This is a genomic window from Rheinheimera maricola (assembly GCF_016918075.2).
Taxonomy (GTDB): domain Bacteria; phylum Pseudomonadota; class Gammaproteobacteria; order Enterobacterales; family Alteromonadaceae; genus Alishewanella; species Alishewanella maricola_A.
Genome location: NZ_JAERPS020000012.1, coordinates 33,350 through 55,310, shown reverse-complemented (window position 1 = coordinate 55,310; position 21,961 = coordinate 33,350). Strand labels below are relative to the sequence as shown.

16 protein-coding genes and 1 tRNA gene are annotated in these 21,961 nt (G+C 46.4%); 6 read left to right on the top strand and 11 right to left on the bottom strand.

All coding sequences use genetic code 11. The features are described from left to right. The 9 genes from I4W93_RS19885 to I4W93_RS19845 all read right to left on the bottom strand — a co-directional run. Positions 1-210: glucuronate isomerase (locus I4W93_RS19885; RefSeq protein ID WP_224673584.1), on the bottom strand; the 210-nt coding region annotated here is incomplete at its 3' end. Positions 211-224: 14 nt separating this feature from the next. Beyond that, on the bottom strand, positions 225-1,535 hold the full coding sequence (locus I4W93_RS19880; protein WP_205313614.1) for a TRAP transporter large permease: 1,311 nt from the start codon (positions 1,533-1,535) through the stop codon (positions 225-227). Beyond that, positions 1,535-2,035: a TRAP transporter small permease gene (locus I4W93_RS19875; RefSeq protein WP_205313615.1), complete on the bottom strand. Its 501-nt coding sequence runs from the start codon at positions 2,033-2,035 to the stop codon at positions 1,535-1,537. The genes I4W93_RS19880 and I4W93_RS19875 overlap by 1 nt, the downstream gene beginning before the upstream one ends. Beyond that, a complete protein-coding gene (locus I4W93_RS19870) occupies positions 2,028-3,035 on the bottom strand; it encodes a TRAP transporter substrate-binding protein (protein WP_205313616.1) in 1,008 nt (335 codons plus the stop codon). Before I4W93_RS19870 ends, I4W93_RS19875 begins: the two co-directional genes overlap by 8 nt. 99 nt (positions 3,036-3,134) lie before the next feature. Continuing rightward, a complete protein-coding gene (kduI, locus tag I4W93_RS19865; RefSeq protein WP_205313617.1) occupies positions 3,135-3,977 on the bottom strand; it encodes a 5-dehydro-4-deoxy-D-glucuronate isomerase in 843 nt (280 codons plus the stop codon). A 26-nt stretch (positions 3,978-4,003) separates the two neighbouring features. Then, complete coding sequence (locus tag I4W93_RS19860; protein WP_205313618.1) at positions 4,004-4,762, bottom strand: SDR family oxidoreductase; 759 nt, start codon at positions 4,760-4,762, stop codon at positions 4,004-4,006. 19 nt (positions 4,763-4,781) lie between these two features. Further along, a complete protein-coding gene (gene uxuA, locus I4W93_RS19855) occupies positions 4,782-5,975 on the bottom strand; it encodes a mannonate dehydratase (RefSeq protein WP_205313619.1) in 1,194 nt (397 codons plus the stop codon). An 88-nt stretch (positions 5,976-6,063) separates the two neighbouring features. After that, a complete protein-coding gene (locus I4W93_RS19850; protein WP_205313620.1) occupies positions 6,064-9,081 on the bottom strand; it encodes a TonB-dependent receptor in 3,018 nt (1,005 codons plus the stop codon). 271 nt (positions 9,082-9,352) lie between these two features. Next, on the bottom strand, positions 9,353-10,612 hold the full coding sequence (locus I4W93_RS19845; RefSeq protein WP_205313621.1) for a DUF4861 family protein: 1,260 nt from the start codon (positions 10,610-10,612) through the stop codon (positions 9,353-9,355). Positions 10,613-10,744: 132 nt separating this feature from the next. Between I4W93_RS19845 and I4W93_RS19840 the strand changes: the two genes are divergently transcribed. From I4W93_RS19840 to I4W93_RS19830, 3 genes are read left to right on the top strand one after another with little or no spacing between them, the layout of a single operon-like run. Further along, positions 10,745-12,031 carry a glycoside hydrolase family 88/105 protein gene (locus I4W93_RS19840; protein ID WP_205313622.1) on the top strand — a complete coding sequence of 429 codons (1,287 nt, stop codon included), beginning with the start codon at positions 10,745-10,747 and terminating at the stop codon, positions 12,029-12,031. Between the two features lie 11 nt (positions 12,032-12,042). Continuing rightward, positions 12,043-13,323, top strand: a complete 1,281-nt coding sequence (locus I4W93_RS19835) for an alginate lyase family protein (protein ID WP_205313623.1) — start codon at positions 12,043-12,045, stop codon at positions 13,321-13,323. A gap of 41 nt (positions 13,324-13,364) precedes the next feature. Continuing rightward, entirely contained in the window at positions 13,365-15,857 is a 2,493-nt protein-coding gene (locus I4W93_RS19830; protein WP_205313624.1) for a glycoside hydrolase family 2 protein, read from the top strand. A 68-nt stretch (positions 15,858-15,925) separates the two neighbouring features. Here the strand turns inward: I4W93_RS19830 and I4W93_RS19825 are convergent, their stop codons facing one another. Further along, positions 15,926-16,624 (bottom strand): FadR/GntR family transcriptional regulator, encoded by a 699-nt coding sequence (locus tag I4W93_RS19825; RefSeq protein ID WP_205313625.1) that lies wholly within the window; start codon positions 16,622-16,624, stop codon positions 15,926-15,928. Positions 16,625-16,956: 332 nt separating this feature from the next. On the opposite strand from I4W93_RS19825, the gene I4W93_RS19820 reads away from it, so the two are divergent. Beyond that, on the top strand, positions 16,957-17,136 hold the full coding sequence (locus I4W93_RS19820) for a DUF8087 domain-containing protein (protein WP_205313626.1): 180 nt from the start codon (positions 16,957-16,959) through the stop codon (positions 17,134-17,136). A gap of 326 nt (positions 17,137-17,462) precedes the next feature. On the opposite strand, the gene I4W93_RS19815 is transcribed toward I4W93_RS19820, so the two are convergent. Further along, positions 17,463-17,539: transfer RNA gene (locus tag I4W93_RS19815), tRNA-Arg, on the bottom strand. 170 nt (positions 17,540-17,709) lie between these two features. Here I4W93_RS19815 and I4W93_RS19810 point away from each other — a divergent pair. Both I4W93_RS19810 and I4W93_RS19805 read left to right on the top strand, forming a co-directional pair. Further along, a complete protein-coding gene (locus tag I4W93_RS19810; RefSeq protein ID WP_205313627.1) occupies positions 17,710-19,647 on the top strand; it encodes an ATP-binding protein in 1,938 nt (645 codons plus the stop codon). Positions 19,648-19,782: 135 nt separating this feature from the next. Further along, positions 19,783-21,960 carry a M3 family metallopeptidase gene (locus I4W93_RS19805; protein ID WP_205313628.1) on the top strand — a complete coding sequence of 726 codons (2,178 nt, stop codon included), beginning with the start codon at positions 19,783-19,785 and terminating at the stop codon, positions 21,958-21,960. Position 21,961 lies beyond the last annotated feature (1 nt).

Sequence of the window (21,961 nt, the reverse complement as noted above, 5' to 3'; positions counted from 1 at the left end):
GCGGAATACGTAGTGGTCAGGCAGCAGCAACAGGCTGGTGGCGTTATCCCAGTTGGCATTTTCAGCAAACCAACTCGGGTCAGTATGACCATGCGGGCTGACAATCGGCAAATCTTTGATTTGCTGATATAAGCGACGGGCGATATCGCGCACCACCGGATCTGACGGAAACAACCTGTCCGGGTGTAGGGTCAATTGTCGTACATTCATCTAACTATCCCTAACTATTTATCTGCAGACAACAAACCAAATTGTGTCGGTAACCATTCACTGATGGCAGGCACATAGCTCACCAGCATCAACACTACAAACATGGCCAGATACAGCGGCAACAGTGGCCGTAAAATAGCTTCTAACCGGGTTTTGGCGATAGCACAGCTGACAAATAGCACACTACCTACCGGCGGTGACACCAAACCGATAGATAAATTAAGCACCATCATGATGCCAAAATGCAGCGGACTCATGCCCAGCTCAACCGCTACCGGCAGAAATATCGGCGTAAAAATCAGCACTGCCGGTGTCATATCCATGAAGGCGCCTACCAGCAGCAAGATCAGGTTGATCATCAGTAAAATAAGCAGCGGGTTATCGCTCAGCGCCAGCATGGCAGCACTGATGGTTTGCGGAATTTGCTCGTAGGACAATATCCACGACATGGCAGAGGAAGTGGCAATCAGCGCCAGCACTATGGCGGTGGTTTCGGTAGATTTCATTAAAATGGCCGGCAGCTCTGCGACTTTAACTTCACGATAAATACCCACCGCCAGTACCAGCGAATACACCACAGCAATAGCGCCGGCTTCAGTTGCCGTAAATACGCCACTGACAATGCCACCTATGACCAGAATAATCATAAATAAACTGGGTAGTGCCGCAGCCACTTTTTGCACCACCAGTTTTAGCGGCAGGCGAGCCCCAACCGGATAGCCCTTTAACTTGGCGTAACCGGCACAGACAATCATTAATGAAAGGCCAAGCAAAATCCCCGGTAAGTAGCCGGCAATAAACAGTGCGGCAATAGAAACGCCGCCGCTGGCAATAGCATACACAATTAAAATATTGCTTGGCGGGATCAGCATGCCGGTAGTAGCGGCGGCGGCAGTAACAGCAGCGCTGTAGTTAACGTCGTAACCCTGCTTTTTCATCTCCGGCAGCATGAAGCTGCCAATGGCCGATGTTGCGGCCACTGCTGAACCAGAAATGGCGCCGAAGAACATGCAGGATACGACATTGACCAGCGCCAAACCACCGGGCAACATGCCCACCAGTGCCATCGCACATTCAATTAGCCGCTTGGCGATACCACCGCGCCCCATAATTAGGCCGGATAACACAAAGAACGGGATTGCCAGTAACGCGAAACTGTTAATGCCACCCGCCATGCGCTGCGCCATCGTCGTGACCGCCGGCATAAAATCGATGCTGATTAACATCGTTGCGAGCGTGGCCAACCCAATACAAAATGAAATAGGTACGTTAAGCAGCAATAGCGTAAAAAATACTGCCAGTAACACCAGAATTGCCATTTCCATCAGTGCATCCCCTCTACTGCAGGCACCGCTTTACCACTGGCCAGAAAATACAGCTGACACAGACCGTAAAACGCGATCAGCACACCGGACACAGGCAATATCACGTAGATATAGGCCATCTTAATATTTAACGCTGCCGACATCTGACCTAACTCATAAGTCATGGCTACCAGATTACCGCCCCCGACAACCATTACCGCAAGGGCAAACAACACTACTGCGCCGGTCAGGAGCATGGCAACTTTGCGCTGCACCGCATCTGGCAGTTTACGGGTGATAATATCCAGCCCCAGATGCACACCGGTGCGATAGGCAAAAGCAGCGCCAGCCATGCCAATCCAGATCAGCAGCGTACGGGATAATTCTTCAGTAACAGAGCTTGGCGCATTTAACACATAGCGCGATACCACCTGCCAGCACACCACCAGTACAATGCCGGCCATCAGGCTGGCAAGAAACCATTTCAGTAGCGAATCTACTGCGTGCATCAGCTTAGTCATGGCTTACCTCCGCCGTATCTGCCGCTTTTGCAATACGCTGTAGCAAAGGGCCAATATCGGTTTGCTGCAAGCTCTGATGAAAAGGTGCTACCGCATCACGAAACGGTTGTTTGTCCGGGTATATCACGCTGACACCGGCAGCTTTTACTGCAGCCAACGCCTGATCTGACGACTGCTGCCAGGCTTCACGCTGATAACGAATCGAATCCTCTGCCGCCTTAGTCAGCCACTGCTGTTGCTGGTTAGTTAAGCCCTGCCATACCAGATGGCTGAGTATCAGCACGTCCGGCACTGAGGTATGTTCATCCAGCGTGTAATACCTACTTAGCTCATAATGACGGGATAAATAAAAGCTGGGCGGATTGTTTTCTGCGCCATCCACCACGCCCTGTTGCAATGCGGTGTACAACTCCCCCCAGTCTATCGGCGTAGCAGCGCCGCCCATTGCTTCCACCATACGTACGGCAGTCTGACTGGCCAGGACGCGAAATTTTTTACCACGTAAGTCGGCAGGGCTATGAATTTCAGTATTGGTAGAATAGAAACTGCGGCTGCCTGCGTCATAGTACCCCAGGCCATATAGTCTGGCACCGCTAAGTTCCTGCAATAACTGCTGGCCAACGTCACCGTTTAATACCCGCCACAAGTGGGCATTGTCGTTAAAAATATAAGGTACGCTGAATACGCGCATTTGCGGCACAAAGCTTTCGACTGAACTGGCGGATACTTTGGTCATTGCCAGGCTGCCGATTTGCAGCAGTTCGATAAGTTCGCGCTCGTTGCCCAACTGGCCGCCACTGTAGATTTGCAGCTGCATAGTGCCACCTGAATACTCGGCCAGCCGCTCGCCCATCAGCACCATGGCTTTATGAACCACATGCTCCTGATCCAGCGAGTGCGCCAAACGCAAAGTGGTGACTTCCTGTTGTGGCTTGCAGCCTGCAAGCAGGGCAGCCGCAACCAGCAGCAGGCACTTTGTCTGCCAAAGATAACTTTTCATAACTTGTCCTACCCTGTTGACGGGCTTAGCACGTCTAGCGCATGCCTTTGTTATCAGCCTGCTTATCGCAGGCATTTTTGAAAAATGTTGCGTAGTAAACTACTTCATTGCACTGGCCGGGAATTTATCCATATCGTGATAGTCCAGATTCTCACCGGCCATACCCCAGATAAAGGCATAGTTGCTGGTACCACAACCGCTATGAATAGACCAGGCCGGTGATACAACCGCTTGCTCATTGGCAACCCACAAATGACGGGTTTGTTGTGGCTGCCCCATAAAGTGACAAACACGCTGCTCATCAGCCAGATTAAAGTAAAAATACGCTTCCATCCGCCGGTCATGCTGGTGTGCCGGCATGGTATTCCAGACGCTGCCCGGTTTAAGCACGGTCAAACCCATTTGCAGCTGGCAAGTCTCAACCACATCATTAATCATCAGCTGATGGATAGCTCGTTCGTTCGACGTTTCCAGCGCGCCCATTTGCAACACCGTGCACTTGTCCATCGTTAAATGTTTGGTTGGATAAGCATGATGGGCCGGGGCCGAATTTAAATAAAACTTCGCAGGCTTAGCGCTGTCGCTGCTATGAAAGCTGACATCTTTGGCGCCCATGCCGACATACAGTGCCTCAGTATTTTTTAGCTCGTAACTTGTGCCATCAACATTAACAACGCCGGCACCACCAACGTTGATTATGCCCAGCTCACGCCGCTGCAGAAATAACTGTGCCTTTAATGCCTCTGGCGCCTCGAGTTTTACCGCTGCCTTTACCGGCACGGCACTGCCGACAATCACCCGCTCATAATGGGTGTAGCAGAGCACCAACTTATCGGGCTGCATCAGGTTGTCTACCAAAAAATGCTGACGCAATTCATCGGTGTCATAGTGTTTCACGTCATCCGGATGGGTTGGATAACGGCTTTCAAAAATTACTGTCATATAAATCTCGAATTAAAAAGTTGGCCTTATCGCGCCAGCCAGCCACCATCAACAGCCAGCACATGGCCGTTTACATAATCGCTGGCCTGTGATGCCAAAAACACCGCCGCACCGGCTAAATCTTCCGGCTCGCCCCAGCGCGCAGCAGGTATGCGTGCGGTAATGGCGGCGTTACGCGCGGTATCCGCTTGCAACGCCGCGGTGTTGTCGGTGCTAAAATAACCCGGCGCAATGGCATTAACCTGAATATTATGCTGCGCCCATTCGTTGGCTAATGCTTTGGTTACGCCGGCAATGGCGTGTTTACTGGCGGTATAAGCCGGCACCGTAATGCCGCCGCTATACGATAGCATTGAGGCGATATTAATAATTTTGCCTTGTTTGCGTTCTATCATTTGCGCGCCTAAACGCTGGCTGAGTAAAAAGGCCGCATCCAGATTTACCGCAATAACCTTATGCCACTCCTGCATAGGAAACTGATGTGCCGGTGCGCGAAAAATCGTACCACCGCAATTTACCAGGATATGCACCGGCCCCAGTGCCAAAGCCTTATCTGCCAAAGTGGCTACTGCCACTTCGTCACTTAAATCAGCAGTAAGCTCAAGTGCATTACCGTTGGCTGCAGCTATAGCCGCTAAAGTTTCGTGACAGCCATTTGGCTGCGAACTGGCACACAGCACCTTAGCACCAGCCGCCGCCAGCGCAATAGCGATAGCCTGACCCAGTCCCCGACTGGCGCCAGTGACCAATGCCGTTTTATTGTTTAAAGAAAATAATTCAGTCAAAACAGCCTCCAAAGTCTGGTTAACTAGCAGAGGTCTTCTGACGGTGCAGAGCTTCAATAGTGTGTATAACACCACGAAGTTCAGCTAATCCTTTTAATCTACCCATGTAGGAATACCCCGGCTTAACACCTGGTTGATTGATCTCATCCGCCATTAAGTGTCCATGGTCAGGTCTCATAGCCATACCTGCCTCTCCAGATTTAGCCCGACGACGCTCCTCACGTAATAACGCATCAACCAAACCGACCATGTCGTTATCACCTTTTAAATGCTCGGCTTCATAGAACGAACCGTCACTTTCGCGAATAACGTTTCTTAGATGTACAAAATGAATACGGGGACCAAATTCGGTCGCCATCTCGACCAAATTGTTGTCACAGCGGGCACCATAAGAGCCAGCGCACAAAGTAAGACCATTAGCCTCACTTGGAACCGTCTTTAGAATTTTTCGGGCATCTTCAGCAGTAGATACAACTCGCGGCAATCCAAACAGTGAAAATGGAGGATCGTCAGGATGGATACACATCTTCACGCCATACTCTTCTGCAACAGGTATCACCTCTTGCAAAAAAGCAAAAAGATTTTGGCGCATGCCTTCAGTACCTAACGATATAAACTGTGCAATAGCCTGACGAATACTGTCTCGGGTATAGGAACCTTCACCACCAGGTAAACCAGCAATAATGTTTTGCTCAAGAAGCGTTTTCTCTTCTTCAGTCATCCGTGCAAAGCGCTCAGTCGCTCGGGTCATCACTTCTTGAGAATAACTTTGCCGAGCGCCATCACGTTGCAAAATGAAAACATCATAGGCTGCAAAATCTGTCATTTCGAAACGCAGCGCTTGGCTACTGTTGGCCAAGGTATATTTAAGGTTGGTTCTGGTCCAATCGACAACTGGCATGAAGTTATAACACACCAAGCCAACACCAGCTTTACCAGCATTTTTTACTGACTCTTTATAATTTTCAATATATTGCTTGTAATTACCACTACGGGTTTTTATATCATTGTGCATTGGAATGCTTTCAATAACACTCCAGGTCAAGCCAGCTTGCTCAATCAGCTGCTTCCTCGCTTCAATTTCTGCTAAAGGCCAGGCCTCACCCGTTGGTATATGATGCAGCGATGTAACAATACCACTTGCGCCTGCTTGCATGATCTTTTCCAACGAAATGTTATCGTCAGGGCCAAACCAACGCCATGTTTCCTGCATATTGAATTCCTGTAATCAAACGATGCAAATAAAAATACGTAACGAAGTTTCAGCAGGTAGTACCACTTTGGTACTACCTGCGTGTAACTTAAAACTTATAACCCGCTTGCAGCACAAAGGTACGGCCGTCGTAATGAGTGGCTCGTGGTTGATACTCTGTATCTTGATACTCTTCGTAAAGCGTATTGGTCAGGTTGTAGCCTTTGAGACTAATTGTCAGATTGTCAGTTACTTTGTAGTACGCTGATAAATCCAACCGCCCAGCAGCTTTGACATTTTTGTTGCCTTCACCGTTAAAGGTGCCAACGCTTTCCAGTTCATACTCTGAGCGATAGTTATATGCCAAACGAATACCAAAAGGCCCTTGCTCGTAATAACCAATAACGTTGAAGGTATCTTCAGATATGCCAGGGATACGAGCTTCTAACGGAGAATCCTGTGAGGTGTTTGAATAGTTGATAATGCCGCCAAAACCGTTCCATGGATAAGGCAGGAAATTAAGATTTTGTTGAATAGAAAGCTCATATCCCTGCACCTTAATCTTGGCATCGGTGTTGCGAACTTGAGAGACATTTACATTATCGCCATCAAGAATGTAATCTGGGTCAACATTGTTGTATGCATCATTACCATCAGTGACACAGGTCCCACTGCCAGTCGTGATATTTCCTAAATCGATGCCATAACTTTCCAGAATTGCTTCATCGCAGCTTGCTACTGAGGTGAAGAAATCACTGACATCCTTTCTGAATAAAGCCAGCGTAATTGCGCTGCCTTCACGGTTATACCATTCTAAAGATATGTCATAAGATTTAGCTGAGAACGGGTCGACATCAGCACCCGGCAAGGTCACATTAACCTCTCCAGGACGAGCAGCATCTATACGGGTAGATGGGGTTGCAGCGCGAATATTTGGTCGTGATATTGACTCGTTATAAGCAAAACGTACTTTGAAGTCTTCAGTGACATCTATAGCCAAATTTGTACTAGGCAGTAAATAGTCATAGTCATTGCTTACTGTCTTTGCAGGTGGGTTGTTAATATCGACAGCACCAAACGGATAAAAAGGTGCAATTGCGTCTTGTGAGGATTTTACGTAGCGAGCACCTATGTTGCCTTCTACATTCATACCTTTAACGTCAAAACCAAAATCACTCATTAGATACAAAGCTGAAGTGTCCAATGTAACGTCATAAACCAGACCTGCACTTTGCTGCCCACCGCGAGCGACCAAATTCGAATATGGCACCCTTGCAGCGATTTCTCCGGTGACAGGATCTGGATTAACATTACCAATAGTCTGAGTAAGCATTGCGTTTAAACTTCTTACATCTAATGCATACCAACCTTGTCCAGCACCTGCGATCCCAGGAGCGTCACCACCAAAAAATGCTGATTGTGAGGCATACGCTGGATCCATGCGAATTTCATTAGTCAAAATACCGGTAAGTTCAAGCCCGGTTGGAGAACTGCGGAACCGATCAGAATCTTGAGTTTCCTGAGAATAACGATACCCAAACTGCACATTTCTGAAGATCCCAAGCTCAATAGCTCGCTTGGCATTGAACTCAACAGCATTTGCATCACGCTCTATAACTTCATAACTACCAGTAATGAGCGCCTGAACCCTATTGTTGTCTACAAGACTGGTTACACCGGCAGAACTTACAGTATCTAAAACTCGCCAATTTTGATTTAGATTCAGGTTATCAAAGTTATTCAACTCAACTAAAAAGTCTTTAATATTTCCTAAACCGGTATGCAGCTTGCCCGTAATACCATTGTTGCCACTACCTGTCATCGGCTCGAATCTAGGTGCATAAAGGATTTCGTTTAACTGGTTTTTCGACTTAGAAACTGTTACGGCAGCGTCCAGATCCCAAACATCACCCACCCACTCTGAATCAAGAATAGCCGCTTGAGTTTGCTCATATAAATCAAATACCCGAGAGGTATAGCCATAACTAAGATTACTAAAACTGATATCACTAACGGAATAAATTGGTCTGCCGCTGGCATCTACGCTACCTGTATCAAATGGTGCGGATGTCGGCGTAATTTTAACTCCTGAATTACGCGGCCGGATGTCAATTTCTTGCTGGCCATTTTCATCCATATCACGCTCGGTATAGACTACCTGAGCACCAAATTTCAGCTCATCTGTTGGCTTAAATTCCAAACTACCAGAAAAGGATGTTCTTATGCCGCTGTTTAGCTCAGAGCCCTGACGCAACTCACCAGGCATTTTAGTAACCGCATTGTCTGGAATACCACTTGCTGCTTTCCACTGCGCATAGTTTTCGCCATTAGCTCCTACAAAGTTGCTGTTGGTTGGGATATTGTCGTACCTATTAATTTTAATCGTATCCCTGCGAAATGTTTGCTCAGATGTTGCTAAGGTGCCAGAAATAGCCAGTTTATTTGCTATTAGATGCTTAGAGCCTGATACAACAAATTCGGCATCAATCGTATCGGCCAACTCCTCATTGCGACCAGCTACAGAAACCGCTAAAGCACCATCTTTCTTGCTAAGCGCTTTAGGTAAAATCATATTAACTGTGCCTGCAATCCCTCCCTCTTGCATAGCAGCAGTTTGCGTCTTAATTACATCAACACCGTTAAAAATGGCAGGGTCAAAAGCACCAAATGGTGTTGGTGCGCCAAAAGCTTTTTCACTGCGGGTGGGATTGGAAAAGGTTTGTCCGTTAGCGGTATTTAACACAAAACCAGATGGAAGACTGCGTAAGTTAATGCTGGACTCGCGACGCTCACCTTCCCGGTTCAATTGCACCCCAGGAACTGCCTGCAGAGCTTCACCTAAATCAAGAGCTGGCAAGGTACCGATATCATCAGCAGAAATACCATCGACAATCGTTGAGGCACTTCGCTTCACATTTAACGCACTTGTTAAATTGCGACTAAATTGAGCTTTAACCTCTATTACCTCAATTTGTTCGGCCGTCGTTAACGCTTCGTCTTTGTTAACACCAGCACTGGAATTTTCGCTATCTTGTGCAAAGGCACTTGATAAATGAAGAGCAACAAAAGTGCTTATTAACGTTCTGGTAAATTGTCGTTGTGTTGCTTTATCGCTAACCATTTTCATATTACCCCGTCCTTCCCGTCTTAAAATATTGCTGTTTTTTATTTTGGCTTTTTTGTCATCAGATTTAGTACAGCGCTAACCCAATGACTGTACGATAGTGAACCAACCCTGACTTACTGTCAAGCGGCCTTACCAATTTTAAGAAGGGTTTTATGTTTAATTATTGACCAGAACTGAGATGTAAACTGACATTACAAATTTGACGCGACAAGGTTCGCAAGGCATACGCGGCTGACAAGCCGCGACTTTTTGAAATAAAGCAATTTTGTATCTAACGTTTCAGTTGGACTACTTTTATGGGGTTATTCAATTCCAGTAATACAGACTCAAGGTATTGTTTAAAATCACTTATGTTTTCAACTCCTTGGTTTTGCGCTGCCCAGCGCGCTCCAAAGTAATACTCCACTGATCTGGATGGTCTTAAAATTACCAGTTCATTATGCGTATCAGACGTAACATTCATTAAATCACGTTGGCGAAAAAAGACCGCCATCCCCAACTGATCATTTGCAAGACTTTGTTGGCCATAGGTAGCTATGTAATTCCATTCACTGTTAGAGGCCAAATTATCAAGTCGCTCAACACCGTGTTTAACGATACCTACAGCAAGGTGGGGTAATAAATTGTCAGAACTAACGAAAGCATGAGTAAGATGAGACCCTGCCGTAATACTAAAATACCGTTTAATATCATAGAGCTTATTACCTACCCGCCACCCTCGCTGCACCAATAATGCCGCAGACTGCAAGTTTTCGCTGAATATCTTTACAGATTGAGAGCTTAAGGCCGTTGGTGGGAGCAAAGTGTTATCTTGCCAGGCGGCAATACCCCCTAGACCCAGTGAAGGTCCAACTTTTAATATATCCATCCCCCATTCGGCAAGAGCATGATAATCACTGCCATCCAGACCAACGCCTTGTAAAACTAAATCTGTAGTCAGTTTGCCAAAGATATCGATTAGCCCACGCTCATCAAAATAAAAGCGATATGCAATCTGATCAGATTCCCATCCAAACCCTTCATATTTAAATAATTTATCACCAATTACATGATCTTCAGGTTCGGTCATTTCGTCCACTTGCTGATAATGACCACCGCTGTATACACCATCTTCACCACGACTACCGCCAACTCTCACAGCCATTTCCGCTTGTGTCTTTTGACTCTGAGATAAACGTAACCGACCTTGCAGTAAAGAAGTAAACTCAATAGTCTGCGAGGCATTAGCTTCGAAATCGACAAGTAAAAGTATAGAGTCGACAATACCATCATGATCAGTGTCAACCTGCTGGTTTGGCATTGGCTCACCAGATATTTCAGTGAAGTAGTCTGTCGTCTCTTTATAAATTGAATGACAACCTAGCTGTTTTAAGGATATATAAATCGGTGCGCTAGCACGATATTGCGCTAAGGTGTTTGTGACTTTGAATGACATCTTGCACTCTGTTGGCGCCACGTTTTTCAGCTCATTCGCTGCTACTAGCATGCCAGCTAGTAGTGTCATACATACTATCAACGGTATGGTCTTCATCAACTCCCCCTGTGTTTCAAATAATCGTAGACTTTTTTTTGAGCAGACTATAACCTAACAAAATTGGTAATGCCACCTTGCCAGAAATCATAACTATTGTGGCAAATTTTTAAAAAGACAAAGGGGAGTTGTATGAAGCAATTACTTACTGGCCTGGCTTTAGCCAGCGTGACACTATGCTCTAGCTGCACTGCAGATCATAAGAACGATTCGAATAATAGTGGCGCAAAGGATCAACTACCTATTGCTACATGGTATAAACCAATTAAATACCAAAAGCCTGGTACAGCCCCTCTAAGTTATAGCTCTGAATTAACCTCTGAAGCAATTATACAGGTCGCTAATCAAGTTGCTGATTGGCAGCTAGCTCAGTATGACATTCGTTCAAATCAAATGCGGGTTGAAGATCGAGCGAGTGCTTTGCCTCAAGGCTGGATATACGCGACGTTGCATATCGGACTCTCAGCTTGGGCATTAGCCTCTGAAAATGAAATATATAACCAAACCGTACGTAATATTTCAGCGGTAAATGATTGGCAACTAGGCCCCCGAGTTTATCACGCTGATGATCACGCCATTGGCCAAGTATACATGGACTTATATCGACAATATAAAAACCCCAATATGATTCGACATCTCAAAGAGACGTTAGATTGGGTCGTCGCAAATCCGAGCCAGAGAACTCTCAATTTTGAATCAACAGAGCATGAGAATATTGAGCTTGCTTACCGCACATATGACGATCCTTGGTGCACACAACGGTGGTGCTGGGCGGACGCAATTTTTATGGCACCTCCGGTATTTGCACAACTTTCAGAACTAACTGGCGACAACAAATATCTAGAGTTTATGGATAAAGAATTCTGGTTGGCAACAGACTATTTATACCGTTCAGAACAACAACTTTATTTACGAGATAGCCGTTACTTTGAGCGTAAAGACCCTCAAGGGCAGCTTATTTACTGGGGAAGAGGCAATGGTTGGGTACTTGCTGGTTTGGCAAGAACACTTTCATACTTACCTGCAGACTTCACACCTCGCTCACGGTATGTGGAGCTGTTCACTAAAATGAGCAATCGATTATTAGCACTTCAAAATGTTGATGGAAGTTGGCCATCATCACTATTAGAAAGCAATGGCTCAGCAACACCTGAATCCAGTGGCACCGGCTTGTTAGTATTTGGCCTGGCATGGGGAGTAAATCAAGGCCTACTAGATAAATCAACCTTTGTGCCCGCTATAGAAAAAGGTTGGCAGTCGCTGGTTAACAGCGTAGATGAGAGTGGCCGGATTGGTTGGGTTCAACAAGTTGCCTATGCGCCAGGTAGCGCCACTGAACATGATACTCAGCTTTATGGTACAGGCGCATTCCTGCTTGCGGCATCGGAAGTCATAAAGCTAGGCCAAAACGCAAACTAATAGGTGACGGTATGAATGTAATCTTTTCAACTGCAATTAGTTGCATGTTGTTTTTCGTGGCATTTATTTGTCACGCTCAACAAGACGCTGAGTTAGTGGCAAAAGCGTATTTGAATGAACCTATCCGACTATCTGAGTCCGCGTTGCAGCAGACAAAGATTCGGGCAAAGCAAGGCGACATCAGAACGCTGTCAGCCATAGCTTCCTTAGATAAGGCGGCAACTGAATTATTATCAGTGTCCATATTTACTATCGTAAATAAAAACATCTTGCCAGCCAGTGGGAATAAACACGATTACTTTAGCTTTGGCCCATATTGGTGGCCCGATCCGTCTAAAGCCGACGGTAAACCATGGGTCAAAATCGATGGGAAAATTAACCCAGCATCACGAGAACCGGAGCAAGACAAAGTTGCATTTAAACAATTTAGTGATGCAGTAACTACCCTTGCAACCGCGTATTTTTTTACGGACAAACCCGAGTATGCGCAAAAAGCAGCAACCTTAATAAAAGCTTGGTTTCTGGATGAAGCCACCTATATGAACCCTCATTTAAACTATGCTCAGGCTATACCGGGTATAACCGATGGCCGCGGTATTGGTATTATTGATATGTGGTATCTATACCGTGTGATTGACGGCATCCGATTAATTCAGTCGTCTGCGGCACTAAGCGAAGTCGATAACAGAAAGTTACTTCAGTGGTTTTCGACCTATCTGGATTGGCTGGTTAATAGCCCTCTTGGTATTGAAGAACGAAACACACACAACAACCACGCAACCTTTTATGCATTACAAACCGCTATCGTGGCTATTTATGTAGGGAAACATGACATTGCTCATCAGCAAGTTAAACATGCCACTAAGCTACTTAAGCAACAAGTTGAAAATGATGGTCAACAACCTCACGAGTTAGGTCGTACCCGTCCATTTCATTACAGCGTATTTAATCTGCAGGCGTTTGTCGGATTGGCATCCATAGCACCAAAAGTCGGCATTGATTTGTGGCATCACCCCCAAGCTGAATCGCCAACAATAAAAGCTGCTATCGAATACATACTGACTCGCACAAAGAGTTCTCAAAATTGGGGTGGTAAACAGGAAAAGCAAATTGAGCTCTTTCGGTTAATTCCTGTGCTACCTGATCTGGCTAGAGCTTATGATATTCCAACCTCTGAGTATCAATCTATCTTGGATGCGTACCCTACCACAACCGCCCAATGTGCATTGTTATTTGGTTTACCCCAGCCAATCGCTGCAAATACTTCTGAATTCAGTCTCTGCGCATATTAAAACAGAGCTGGCATTATTTGAAAAAGGTCGGAGAACTTCTGATGGTTATAGCAAGAAATTCTGATACTCAATTGTTACTTCAAGGTATCTCCGGCCGCATTATTTATGCGTTCTTAATGCTACTTTTGGCTTTTATGAGCACGGCTTCAGTTCAAGCCCATGCGAATGACGCACATATGAAACTTCGCCAAACACAGCTATTCAATAAGAACTGGCAATATCTACAACATCACACGACAGATGTTAATGTAGCTTTAGCACAAAAAAACTGGCAAACCGTTGAACTACCTCATAGTTGGAATACAACAGATTCAGTTGACCCATTACCTGGATACAGGCGAAGTGCCAGCTGGTACCGTACAAGTCTGACTCCAACGACCAAACAACGACGCATTCTGCATTTTGAAGGTGCCAATATGCGTAGCAGTGTATACGTAAATGGCCATTTGGCAGGTGAGCATGTAGGCGGTTATCTCGGATTTGACATAGAGCTTACCCCCTTGTTATTGCAAGAGAACGTTAATGAGATTTTGGTTCGAGTAGATAACAGCTATGATCCCAATCTTATTCCCTCACAAAAAGCAGATTTTGTGCTGTTCGGAGGCATCACCAGAGACGTGTGGTTGAAAACTTTGCCGGACACATTTTTACAGCAGCTTGAAGTTAGTACTTCACAAGTTCAAACCGGAAAGCCCAGCACAGAGTTTTCAGTCACGATTAATTCAGCAAATCCAGAGCCCAGAACGCTAATACTTAAAAGCAAAATACTGGCTCCAGATAATACTGAGGTGGCTCTGAACCAGCAATCAATCGAATTTGAAAGCCAATTACAAACAATTCAGATCAAAATGCCCAACATCGTTAACCCAGAGCTTTGGTCAGTAGACAACCCAAAACTCTATCGATTACAAGCTGCAATTTACGATATAGAAGGCAATCTGCTTGATCAAATAGATGATCGTTTTGGCTATCGATGGTTTGAAATGCGACCTCATCAAGGCTTTTTTCTCAACGGAAAGAAACTGTTGATCCGGGGCACCCATAGGCATGAAGAAATTGCTGGAAAAGGTTCCGCTCTTAGCAATGAGCAACATCGTGCCGATATGCAGCAAATTAAAGCCATGGGCGCAAACTTCGTCCGACTGGCACATTATCCGCAAGATCCTGAGGTTTACCGTGCTGCTGATGAGCTCGGTTTGATTTTATGGGATGAGCTACCGTGGGTTCGTGGCGGTAAAGGCGGCACAGATTGGGAATACAATACTGAACGCTATCTCAAACAACAGATTAAACAAAATTACAATCATCCAAGCATAGCGTTTTGGTCACTTGGGAATGAGATGGATTGGGAGGAAGATTTTCCTGGCGGTGGCGCCCCTGAAGTAGTTACCCCGTATTTGCAAAAGTTGAACACCCTAGTAAAAACGTTAGATAAATCCCGTTTAACGACGTTGCGAAAGTATCCTCCTGGAGCTGATATTGTCGATGCATACTCACCATCCATCTGGATGGGTTGGTATGGTGGCGCTTATGGTCAGTATGGCGACGCTTTAGCTGCCACGATGAAACAGTATCCACACTTTGTTCATATGGAATATGGAGGTTCAAGCCATGTAGGCCGTCATACAGAAAGCCCAATAGGTCCAAACGGATTTAATGAAATACGAGTCAGTGCTCAAGATGCGATGAACCAAGCTGGCACAACAAGCATTGCCAACGCTTCAGATTGGAGCGAAAGTTACATCGTTGACCTTTTCGACTGGCATCTGAGACTTTCAGAGTCAACACCGGGTTTTGCGGGCAATGCACAGTGGGCATTCAGGGACTTTGCTACACCGCTTCGACCTGAAAACCCCATCCCGTACGTTAATCAAAAGGGACTATTAACACGAGACGGCAAACCCAAAGACGCCTATTACGTATTTGCCAGCTATTGGTCAGACACTCCCTTTTGCTACATTATGTCAAAAACTTGGACAAAGCGTCAGGGCTCAGAAAATGGCCGACCAGTAAGAGTTTACTGCAATACGAACACCGCAGAGTTATTTTTGAATGGCCAAAGCTTAGGTGTAAAAAAACGAGACGTAACGCTCTTCCCTGCTGCAGGATTAGTTTGGCAAGTTCCATTTGTGAAGGGTACAAATAAATTGAAGGTTATAGGGAAAATTGACAATCTTTTAGTAGAAGATAGCTTACAGGTTGATTACCAACCAACACCTCACGGCAAACTAAAGCGAGTTGAACTGACTTATAGTAATCTTGAAGATGGTAGCCTACTCATAGCGGCGGAGGCTTTAGACGAAGATGGTTTAAGAGTATTGAATTTTAATGAAAGAGCCTTCTTCTCCAACCTTACAGAGTCAGGCTTTTTCAGCACGCATCAAGGCACTCCAACGGGTACTGATAATATTCAGTTTTCCAGCGGCTACGCATCGATAGTCTTTTATCCTGGTGACACCCCCACTGTACTAGAGTTTATTAGTCAAAGCGTAAAGGGGGTTTATCTAAAGGTAGCTGCCCAGCATGAAAACTAAATCTATCCAGTGTGTTGGATAGCTGCTTTTCAAACATCGAAAATTTCAGAAAAAAGACGGTTTACGAGTTAAGATGCGTCAGGCCCAAAATGGGCTGCCGCAGCAGATGTAGCATTATCTATATGGTTCTTCATGGCAATCCTGGCTCGTTCGGCATTTCTTTTCTCTAAAGCTTCAAGAATGCGCCGATGGTCTTTGAGGGATGGATGAATACCTTCCTTTCGAATATTTTCTAAAAATGACGTGCTTAATACCGACTCGTTACGCAGTTCCCAAAGCCAATTCACCACTTGGTAGATAGCGCTATTTTGCGAAGCCTCTGCAATAATACTATGAAACTTCCAATCGGCTTTTTCTGTCGCATCTTCTTGCTTTTCTTCTTCTTCCATCTCGCGCAGAGCTTGCCGCAATTGTTCTAGCTGTTCGTCTGTAATTCGCTCAGCAGCCAAAGCACAAGCTTCAGATTCAACAATGTAACGTATTTCCAGTATTTCGAACGGTCCAATACCCCTGTCGATAGTTTCAAGACTGGGCTTCTTTCCGGTAACATAAATACCCGACCCAGTTCTGATTTCGATAATCCCTGAGAGCTCTAACGCAATCATAGCTTCACGTATTGTCGGGCGACTAACCCCAAGCTTGACGGCTAAATCTCTCTCAGCCGGAAATCTTTCACCTGGCTTAATACCTCCATCTCGAATAAGTTTTGAAAGTTGCTGAGCAACTTTGATATACAGTCTGTCAGCTTTTATAACCTGTAGATCCAAGACTAGGCTCCCTTTAAGAAAATTAAGGCGGCAAGGTGGTAAAGCCAATAATAGCATTTTAATCAATTATGCGTAATAGAACTAACAACGTCAAAAATAGAATTTATTTTCTCAACAACTAGAAACCAATATGTACGGCTAAATGAACATTGTCGAATATCGTCGGATTTAAACAGCTGGTTGGTAATACACTCTAAAAATAACTGGCGTCAAAAGCTGAATATCACACCTTAAAAGACGAAATCGAAGGAGAGCTACCTGATTTCGATAAAATTTACGCATACGTGAATACATTTTATAAAACTTAAGACTGGCCAAATTAAAGGAAAATCATGAGCAAATTACCCGAGGAAGGCTTGTATAACTCAACAAAAGGTACAACAGAAGTTCGACTTATTGTCGAGGGGGCATACGGAGAAAACCCAAACGAATTTTATATTGCTGAAATTATCGATGAGTCAAACAGAGAAAATATGGATGCTGCTGGTGATGAACTAGATAAAGAACAATAGGAGTTGTTGGTTAATCAGTATGGCTTAGTTAGTCTTACAAAAGTAATCCGTTCGTACAGATAAACTATCCCAATCTGCTAAACCCATAATAAAAATGCTATAAATACGCTATAAAATTTTCTTGCAGGCATAAAAAAAGGCCCTGCCTTTAAGCTAAGGCCTTGATTTATATGGTGCACCCGCCGCGATTACTCGGGCTTTCCTGCCCTCGCCTTTCAGGCCAGCGAAGCTGTTCAAAAACGTTCCCGACGTTTTTGTCGAACAACGAGTTTTCATTGGGCAGGGGGCCAAAAACAAAAAACCACCGTAAAGGTGGTTGATTGTTTTGGTGCACCCGCCGCGATTCGAACGCGGGACCTTCGCCTCCGGAGGGCGACGCTCTATCCAGCTGAGCTACGGGTGCACAATCTGCTGTTTGGCAGAAGCTGCGCATTATAGACAGCCTTATGGTGCGTGTCTATTGCTTAGCTGCGCGTTTTTTCAACGGTCAGTTTTACCTGGCGTATTTACAAGCTCGGGCACTAGGGGCTAAAGTGAGTGTTGGCTGTTCTTTCCGGTGTAAATCAGTATTTGATGAGTAATAAATTATTTCTGTCTGCCTGGCAGTGGCTGCTGTTAATTCTGCTCGCTGTAGTGGCTATTTACGCTACTGAAAGGCTAGTCGAGCACGAGCGGCAAGTGGCGCGCAGCCAACAGCTGCGTCATGAAATAGCTAGTGCTGGCCAGCTGCGTGCGCTTATTGAATCTGAATTAAACATTCCGCTTTATCTTACCATTGGCCTAACAGCGCATGTGCAGGCCAGAAACGGTGACATTTCACCGGCCGAAATGCATTTGCTGCTGCCAGAATTGGCGCATCAGGCCCGCCATATCCGCAATATTGGCGTCGCGCCCGCCAATACCTTGCGTTATGTCTACCCGCTTATTGGCAATGAACAAGCCATCGGCATCTACTATCCGGATTTAAAAGAACAGTGGCCTGATATTGCCGCCATTATCACGCAGCGCGAAGCGCGGTTAGTTGGCCCTATATCGCTGATTCAGGGCGGCACTGCCTTTATTTACCGGCTGCCGGTGTATCTGAACGCCGACAATTATTGGGGCATTATCAGCACGGTGGTGGATATAGAGTCGGTGTGGAGCCTGCTGCAACGTCAAACCACTGAGCAAGGCGTGCAGGTCGCTATTCGTAGCTTAAACTCTGCAGGTAAGGCCGGCCCCGCCTTCTATGGTGATGAGCGCTTGTTCTATGATGACAGCATGCTATTGGCCATTAGCTTACGCGGTGCGCTTTGGCAAATGGCTGTGCGCTCGCTGTCACCGGTATCTGAGCGCAGTGCTGAAATTCGCTGGGCGGCATATAGCGTTACGGCACTGTTATTGGCCTTGTTGGCTTGGTTGTTTATGTCACGGCAGCATTTACGTAAAAGTGTCGTGGCGCAACAGCGCGACAAAGTGTACTTGCGCACTATTATGGATAATGTTACCGACGCTGTTATTACCACCAATGCCGAGGGCATTATTGAGCAGGTAAACCGGTCTTGCTACCCCATGTTTGGCTATACGGGCACGTCGCTGCCGGGGCAGCATTGGTCGGTATTGCTGGCCGAACCGCAATATGTCGATGAAGTATACAGTGCCACCTCCACCACCAAAGCCGAATATGAAACCGGCGGCCGCCGGCGCGACAACAGCATATTTCCGCTATCTGTTAGCCGCTCTAATATCCGCCTGCACCAACAGCCGCGGCAGCTACTAGTATTGCGGGACCTGTCAGAGCGGCAAAAAAACGAACAGTTAAAGCAAGAATTCATCTCTACCGTAAGCCATGAACTTCGCACTCCACTTACCTCTATTTCGGGTGCGTTAGGGCTGGCCGTAGGCGGCGCGCTGGGCGAGCTTAATGCCTCACAACTGCGCATGCTGCAACTGGCGCAAAGCCATTGTCAGCAGTTAAATAAGCTGGTTAATACCTTGCTCGATGTAGAGAAACTTACCAGTGGCAATATGTTGCTGCAACTTGAGCCATTGCAGCTGCTGGACGTTGTGCAACAAGCCATAGACGAAGCGCAGGTGATTGCCCAGCAGCATCGCACCCAGTTGCGGCTGGATTGCCCCGAAGCACTGCAGCAGGCAGTGGTTCGGGTCGACGCGGGCAGGTTAAAGCAGGTGGTGCTGCATCTATTGAATAATGCGTTAAAGTTTTCACCTGCAGACAGCAGCGTAACGGTGCAAGTGTTGCAGCAGCAGAAATTTATTCGCATCGCCATACATGACCAGGGCAAAGGTGTAGAGCAAGATTTTGTACCGCGGCTATTTAGCCGGTTTAGCCAGGCAGATAGCTCAGATAGCCGTGAATATTCGGGCACAGGGCTGGGATTGGCCGTTAGCCGGCATTTAATGCAAAATATGCACGGCGATATTGGCTATACGCCCGGACAACAGCGAGGAAGTTGTTTTTACCTCGACCTGCCTTTTGATGCCGCAATACAGCCAGTAACCTTGCCCTAGACGGGCTTTTATCTTAATTTGTTGGCAACTGGCTGCAAAGCCAATGACTCTGCGCTGCTTTTTGGCATACTCGAAACAACCCGCGCTGCAGCGCACTTACTATAACTATGCTTTCATCTTCCAGGGAGTTACAACATGCGTAAAACACTTATAGCCACTACCGTGGCCGCAGCGCTGGCGCTTAGTGCCTGCTCTGACAACACGGCGCCACAACAAACCGCTAATCAGCAAACAACGGCTGAAGCCAGCAACACAGCAGAGGCCAATTCGGGTAATCCGCTAATGATTAAAAGCACCTTGCAATATGAAGCACCTAATTTTACTGAAATAAACGATGACCATTTCCTACCGGCGTTTGTCGAGGGTATGCAGCAGCACATGGCAGAAGTACTGGCCATCGCTAACAACCCGGCGCCGGCGACTTTTGACAATACACTGGTAGCACTGGAAAAAAGCGGCGAGCTACTGACGCGGGTTTCTCGCATATTTTATAACCTGGCCGGCTCAAACTCTAACCCACAACGGCGCGAAATTCAGTCAGAGTTAGCCCCGAAAATGGCAGCGCATTCAGACAACATTAACCTGAATCCGCAGCTGTTCGCCCGCATAAAGAGCCTGTATAACCAACGTAACGACTTAAAGCTCGACAGCGAGTCGGTGCGGTTAATTGAAGTTTATTATGAACGTTTTGTGCGCGCCGGCGCCCAACTGACCGACGAGCAAAAAACCGCTATCCGCGCCCTGAACGAAGAGCATTCCACCCTAACCAACCAATTCTCACAAAACCTGCTGGCTGAAACTAAAAAGATCGCTGTGGTAGTTGAAACCAAAGCAGAGCTGGATGGTTTATCTGAATCGCAAATTACGGCAGCAGCCAATGCTGCTAAAGCTGCTGGTCACGAAGGTAAGTACTTACTTAGCATTACCAATACTACACGCCAACCGGTATTAGCTCAGCTGAGCAACCGCGAGTTGCGCCAGCGTGTGTGGCAAGCATCTGCCAACCGTGCGCAAAGTGGCGATACAGACAACCGGCCGTTAGTAGCACGCTTAGCACAACTGCGGGCCGAACGCGCCAAGCTGTTAGGTTATGACAACTGGGCCAGTTATGGCTTAGAAGCGCAAATGGCAAAAACACCACAAGCGGTGTTTGATATGTTAGGTAGCATGGTGCCTGCCGTAGTTGCCAACACCAACAAAGAAGCCGCGGCTATTCAAGAAATGATTAAGCAAAAAGGTGGTAATTTTGAACTGCAACCATGGGACTGGGAGTACTACGCCGAGTTTGTACGCCAGGCCAAATTTGAGCTGGATGAAAACGAAGTTAAACAGTATTTCGAATTTAACCGCGTATTAAAAGATGGCGTATTTTACACCATGAACCGCTTGTACGGCGTTACTTTTACACCGCGGCCAGACTTGCCGGTATACCACCCTGACGTTGAAGCTTACGAGCTGTTTGATGCCGACGGCACCAGCCTGGCGATATTCTATGCCGATTACTTTGCCCGCGAAGGTAAACGTGGCGGTGCATGGATGAGTTCGTTTGTGGGCCAGTCACATTTAACCGGGCAAAAACCGGTGGTGGTAAACGTAATGAATATTCCTAAAGCACCAGCAGGAGAACCTACGCTGGTTAGCTATGATAATGTGACTACCATGTTCCACGAGCTGGGTCATGGCTTGCATGGTATGTTCTCTGACGTTAATTTCCCAACGCTGGCGGGTACTTCGGTATCACGCGACTTTGTTGAGTTTCCATCTACCTTTGAAGAAGACTGGGCCGCTAACCCGGAAGTCATTGCCAACTACGCCAAGCACTACCAAACCGGCGAAGCCATTCCGGCAGAATTACTGCAAAAAGTTATGAACTCGCGCAGCTTTAATCAGGGTTTTGATACGTTGGAATATATGTCAGCGGCGTTATTAGATATGGAATGGCACTCATTATCCGCCGACGAAGCACTGCAAGACGTTAACGCCTTTGAAGCTGCAGCATTAAAAAAACACGGTGTCGACTTAGTCGCCGTGCCACCGCGCTATAAATCTACCTTCTTTTCACACTCGATGGGCGGCGGTTATTCTGCCGGTTATTACGCCTATATGTGGAGTGAAATTTTAGCGGCAGATGCCTTTGCGTTTGTACAAAGCCAGGGCGGCCTGAAACTAGAGAATGGCCAAAACTACCGGAAAAACATTCTGTCTGTGGGTAACTCCCGCCCACCGATGGAATCTTACAAAGCCTTCCGTGGCCAGGAACCTACCACAGATGCGCTATTAATCCGCCGTGGTTTAAAAACCAAAGTAGATTAAT

Excerpts from the sequence above, each read along its gene's own strand:
- I4W93_RS19840 (WP_205313622.1), top strand. The coding sequence starts at position 10,745 with ATGAAGCAATTACTTACTGGCCTGGCTTTAGCCAGCGTGACACTATGC.
- I4W93_RS19870 (WP_205313616.1), bottom strand. The coding sequence starts at position 3,035 with ATGAAAAGTTATCTTTGGCAGACAAAGTGCCTGCTGCTGGTTGCGGCT.
- I4W93_RS19875 (WP_205313615.1), bottom strand. The coding sequence starts at position 2,035 with ATGACTAAGCTGATGCACGCAGTAGATTCGCTACTGAAATGGTTTCTT.
- kduI (WP_205313617.1), bottom strand. The coding sequence starts at position 3,977 with ATGACAGTAATTTTTGAAAGCCGTTATCCAACCCATCCGGATGACGTG.
- I4W93_RS19835 (WP_205313623.1), top strand. The coding sequence starts at position 12,043 with ATGAATGTAATCTTTTCAACTGCAATTAGTTGCATGTTGTTTTTCGTG.
- I4W93_RS19805 (WP_205313628.1), top strand. The coding sequence starts at position 19,783 with ATGCGTAAAACACTTATAGCCACTACCGTGGCCGCAGCGCTGGCGCTT.
- I4W93_RS19845 (WP_205313621.1), bottom strand. The coding sequence starts at position 10,612 with ATGAAGACCATACCGTTGATAGTATGTATGACACTACTAGCTGGCATG.
- I4W93_RS19830 (WP_205313624.1), top strand. The coding sequence starts at position 13,365 with ATGGTTATAGCAAGAAATTCTGATACTCAATTGTTACTTCAAGGTATC.
- uxuA (WP_205313619.1), bottom strand. The coding sequence starts at position 5,975 with ATGCAGGAAACATGGCGTTGGTTTGGCCCTGACGATAACATTTCGTTG.
- I4W93_RS19880 (WP_205313614.1), bottom strand. The coding sequence starts at position 1,535 with ATGGAAATGGCAATTCTGGTGTTACTGGCAGTATTTTTTACGCTATTG.
- I4W93_RS19820 (WP_205313626.1), top strand. The coding sequence starts at position 16,957 with ATGAGCAAATTACCCGAGGAAGGCTTGTATAACTCAACAAAAGGTACA.
- I4W93_RS19810 (WP_205313627.1), top strand. The coding sequence starts at position 17,710 with ATGAGTAATAAATTATTTCTGTCTGCCTGGCAGTGGCTGCTGTTAATT.
- I4W93_RS19850 (WP_205313620.1), bottom strand. The coding sequence starts at position 9,081 with ATGAAAATGGTTAGCGATAAAGCAACACAACGACAATTTACCAGAACG.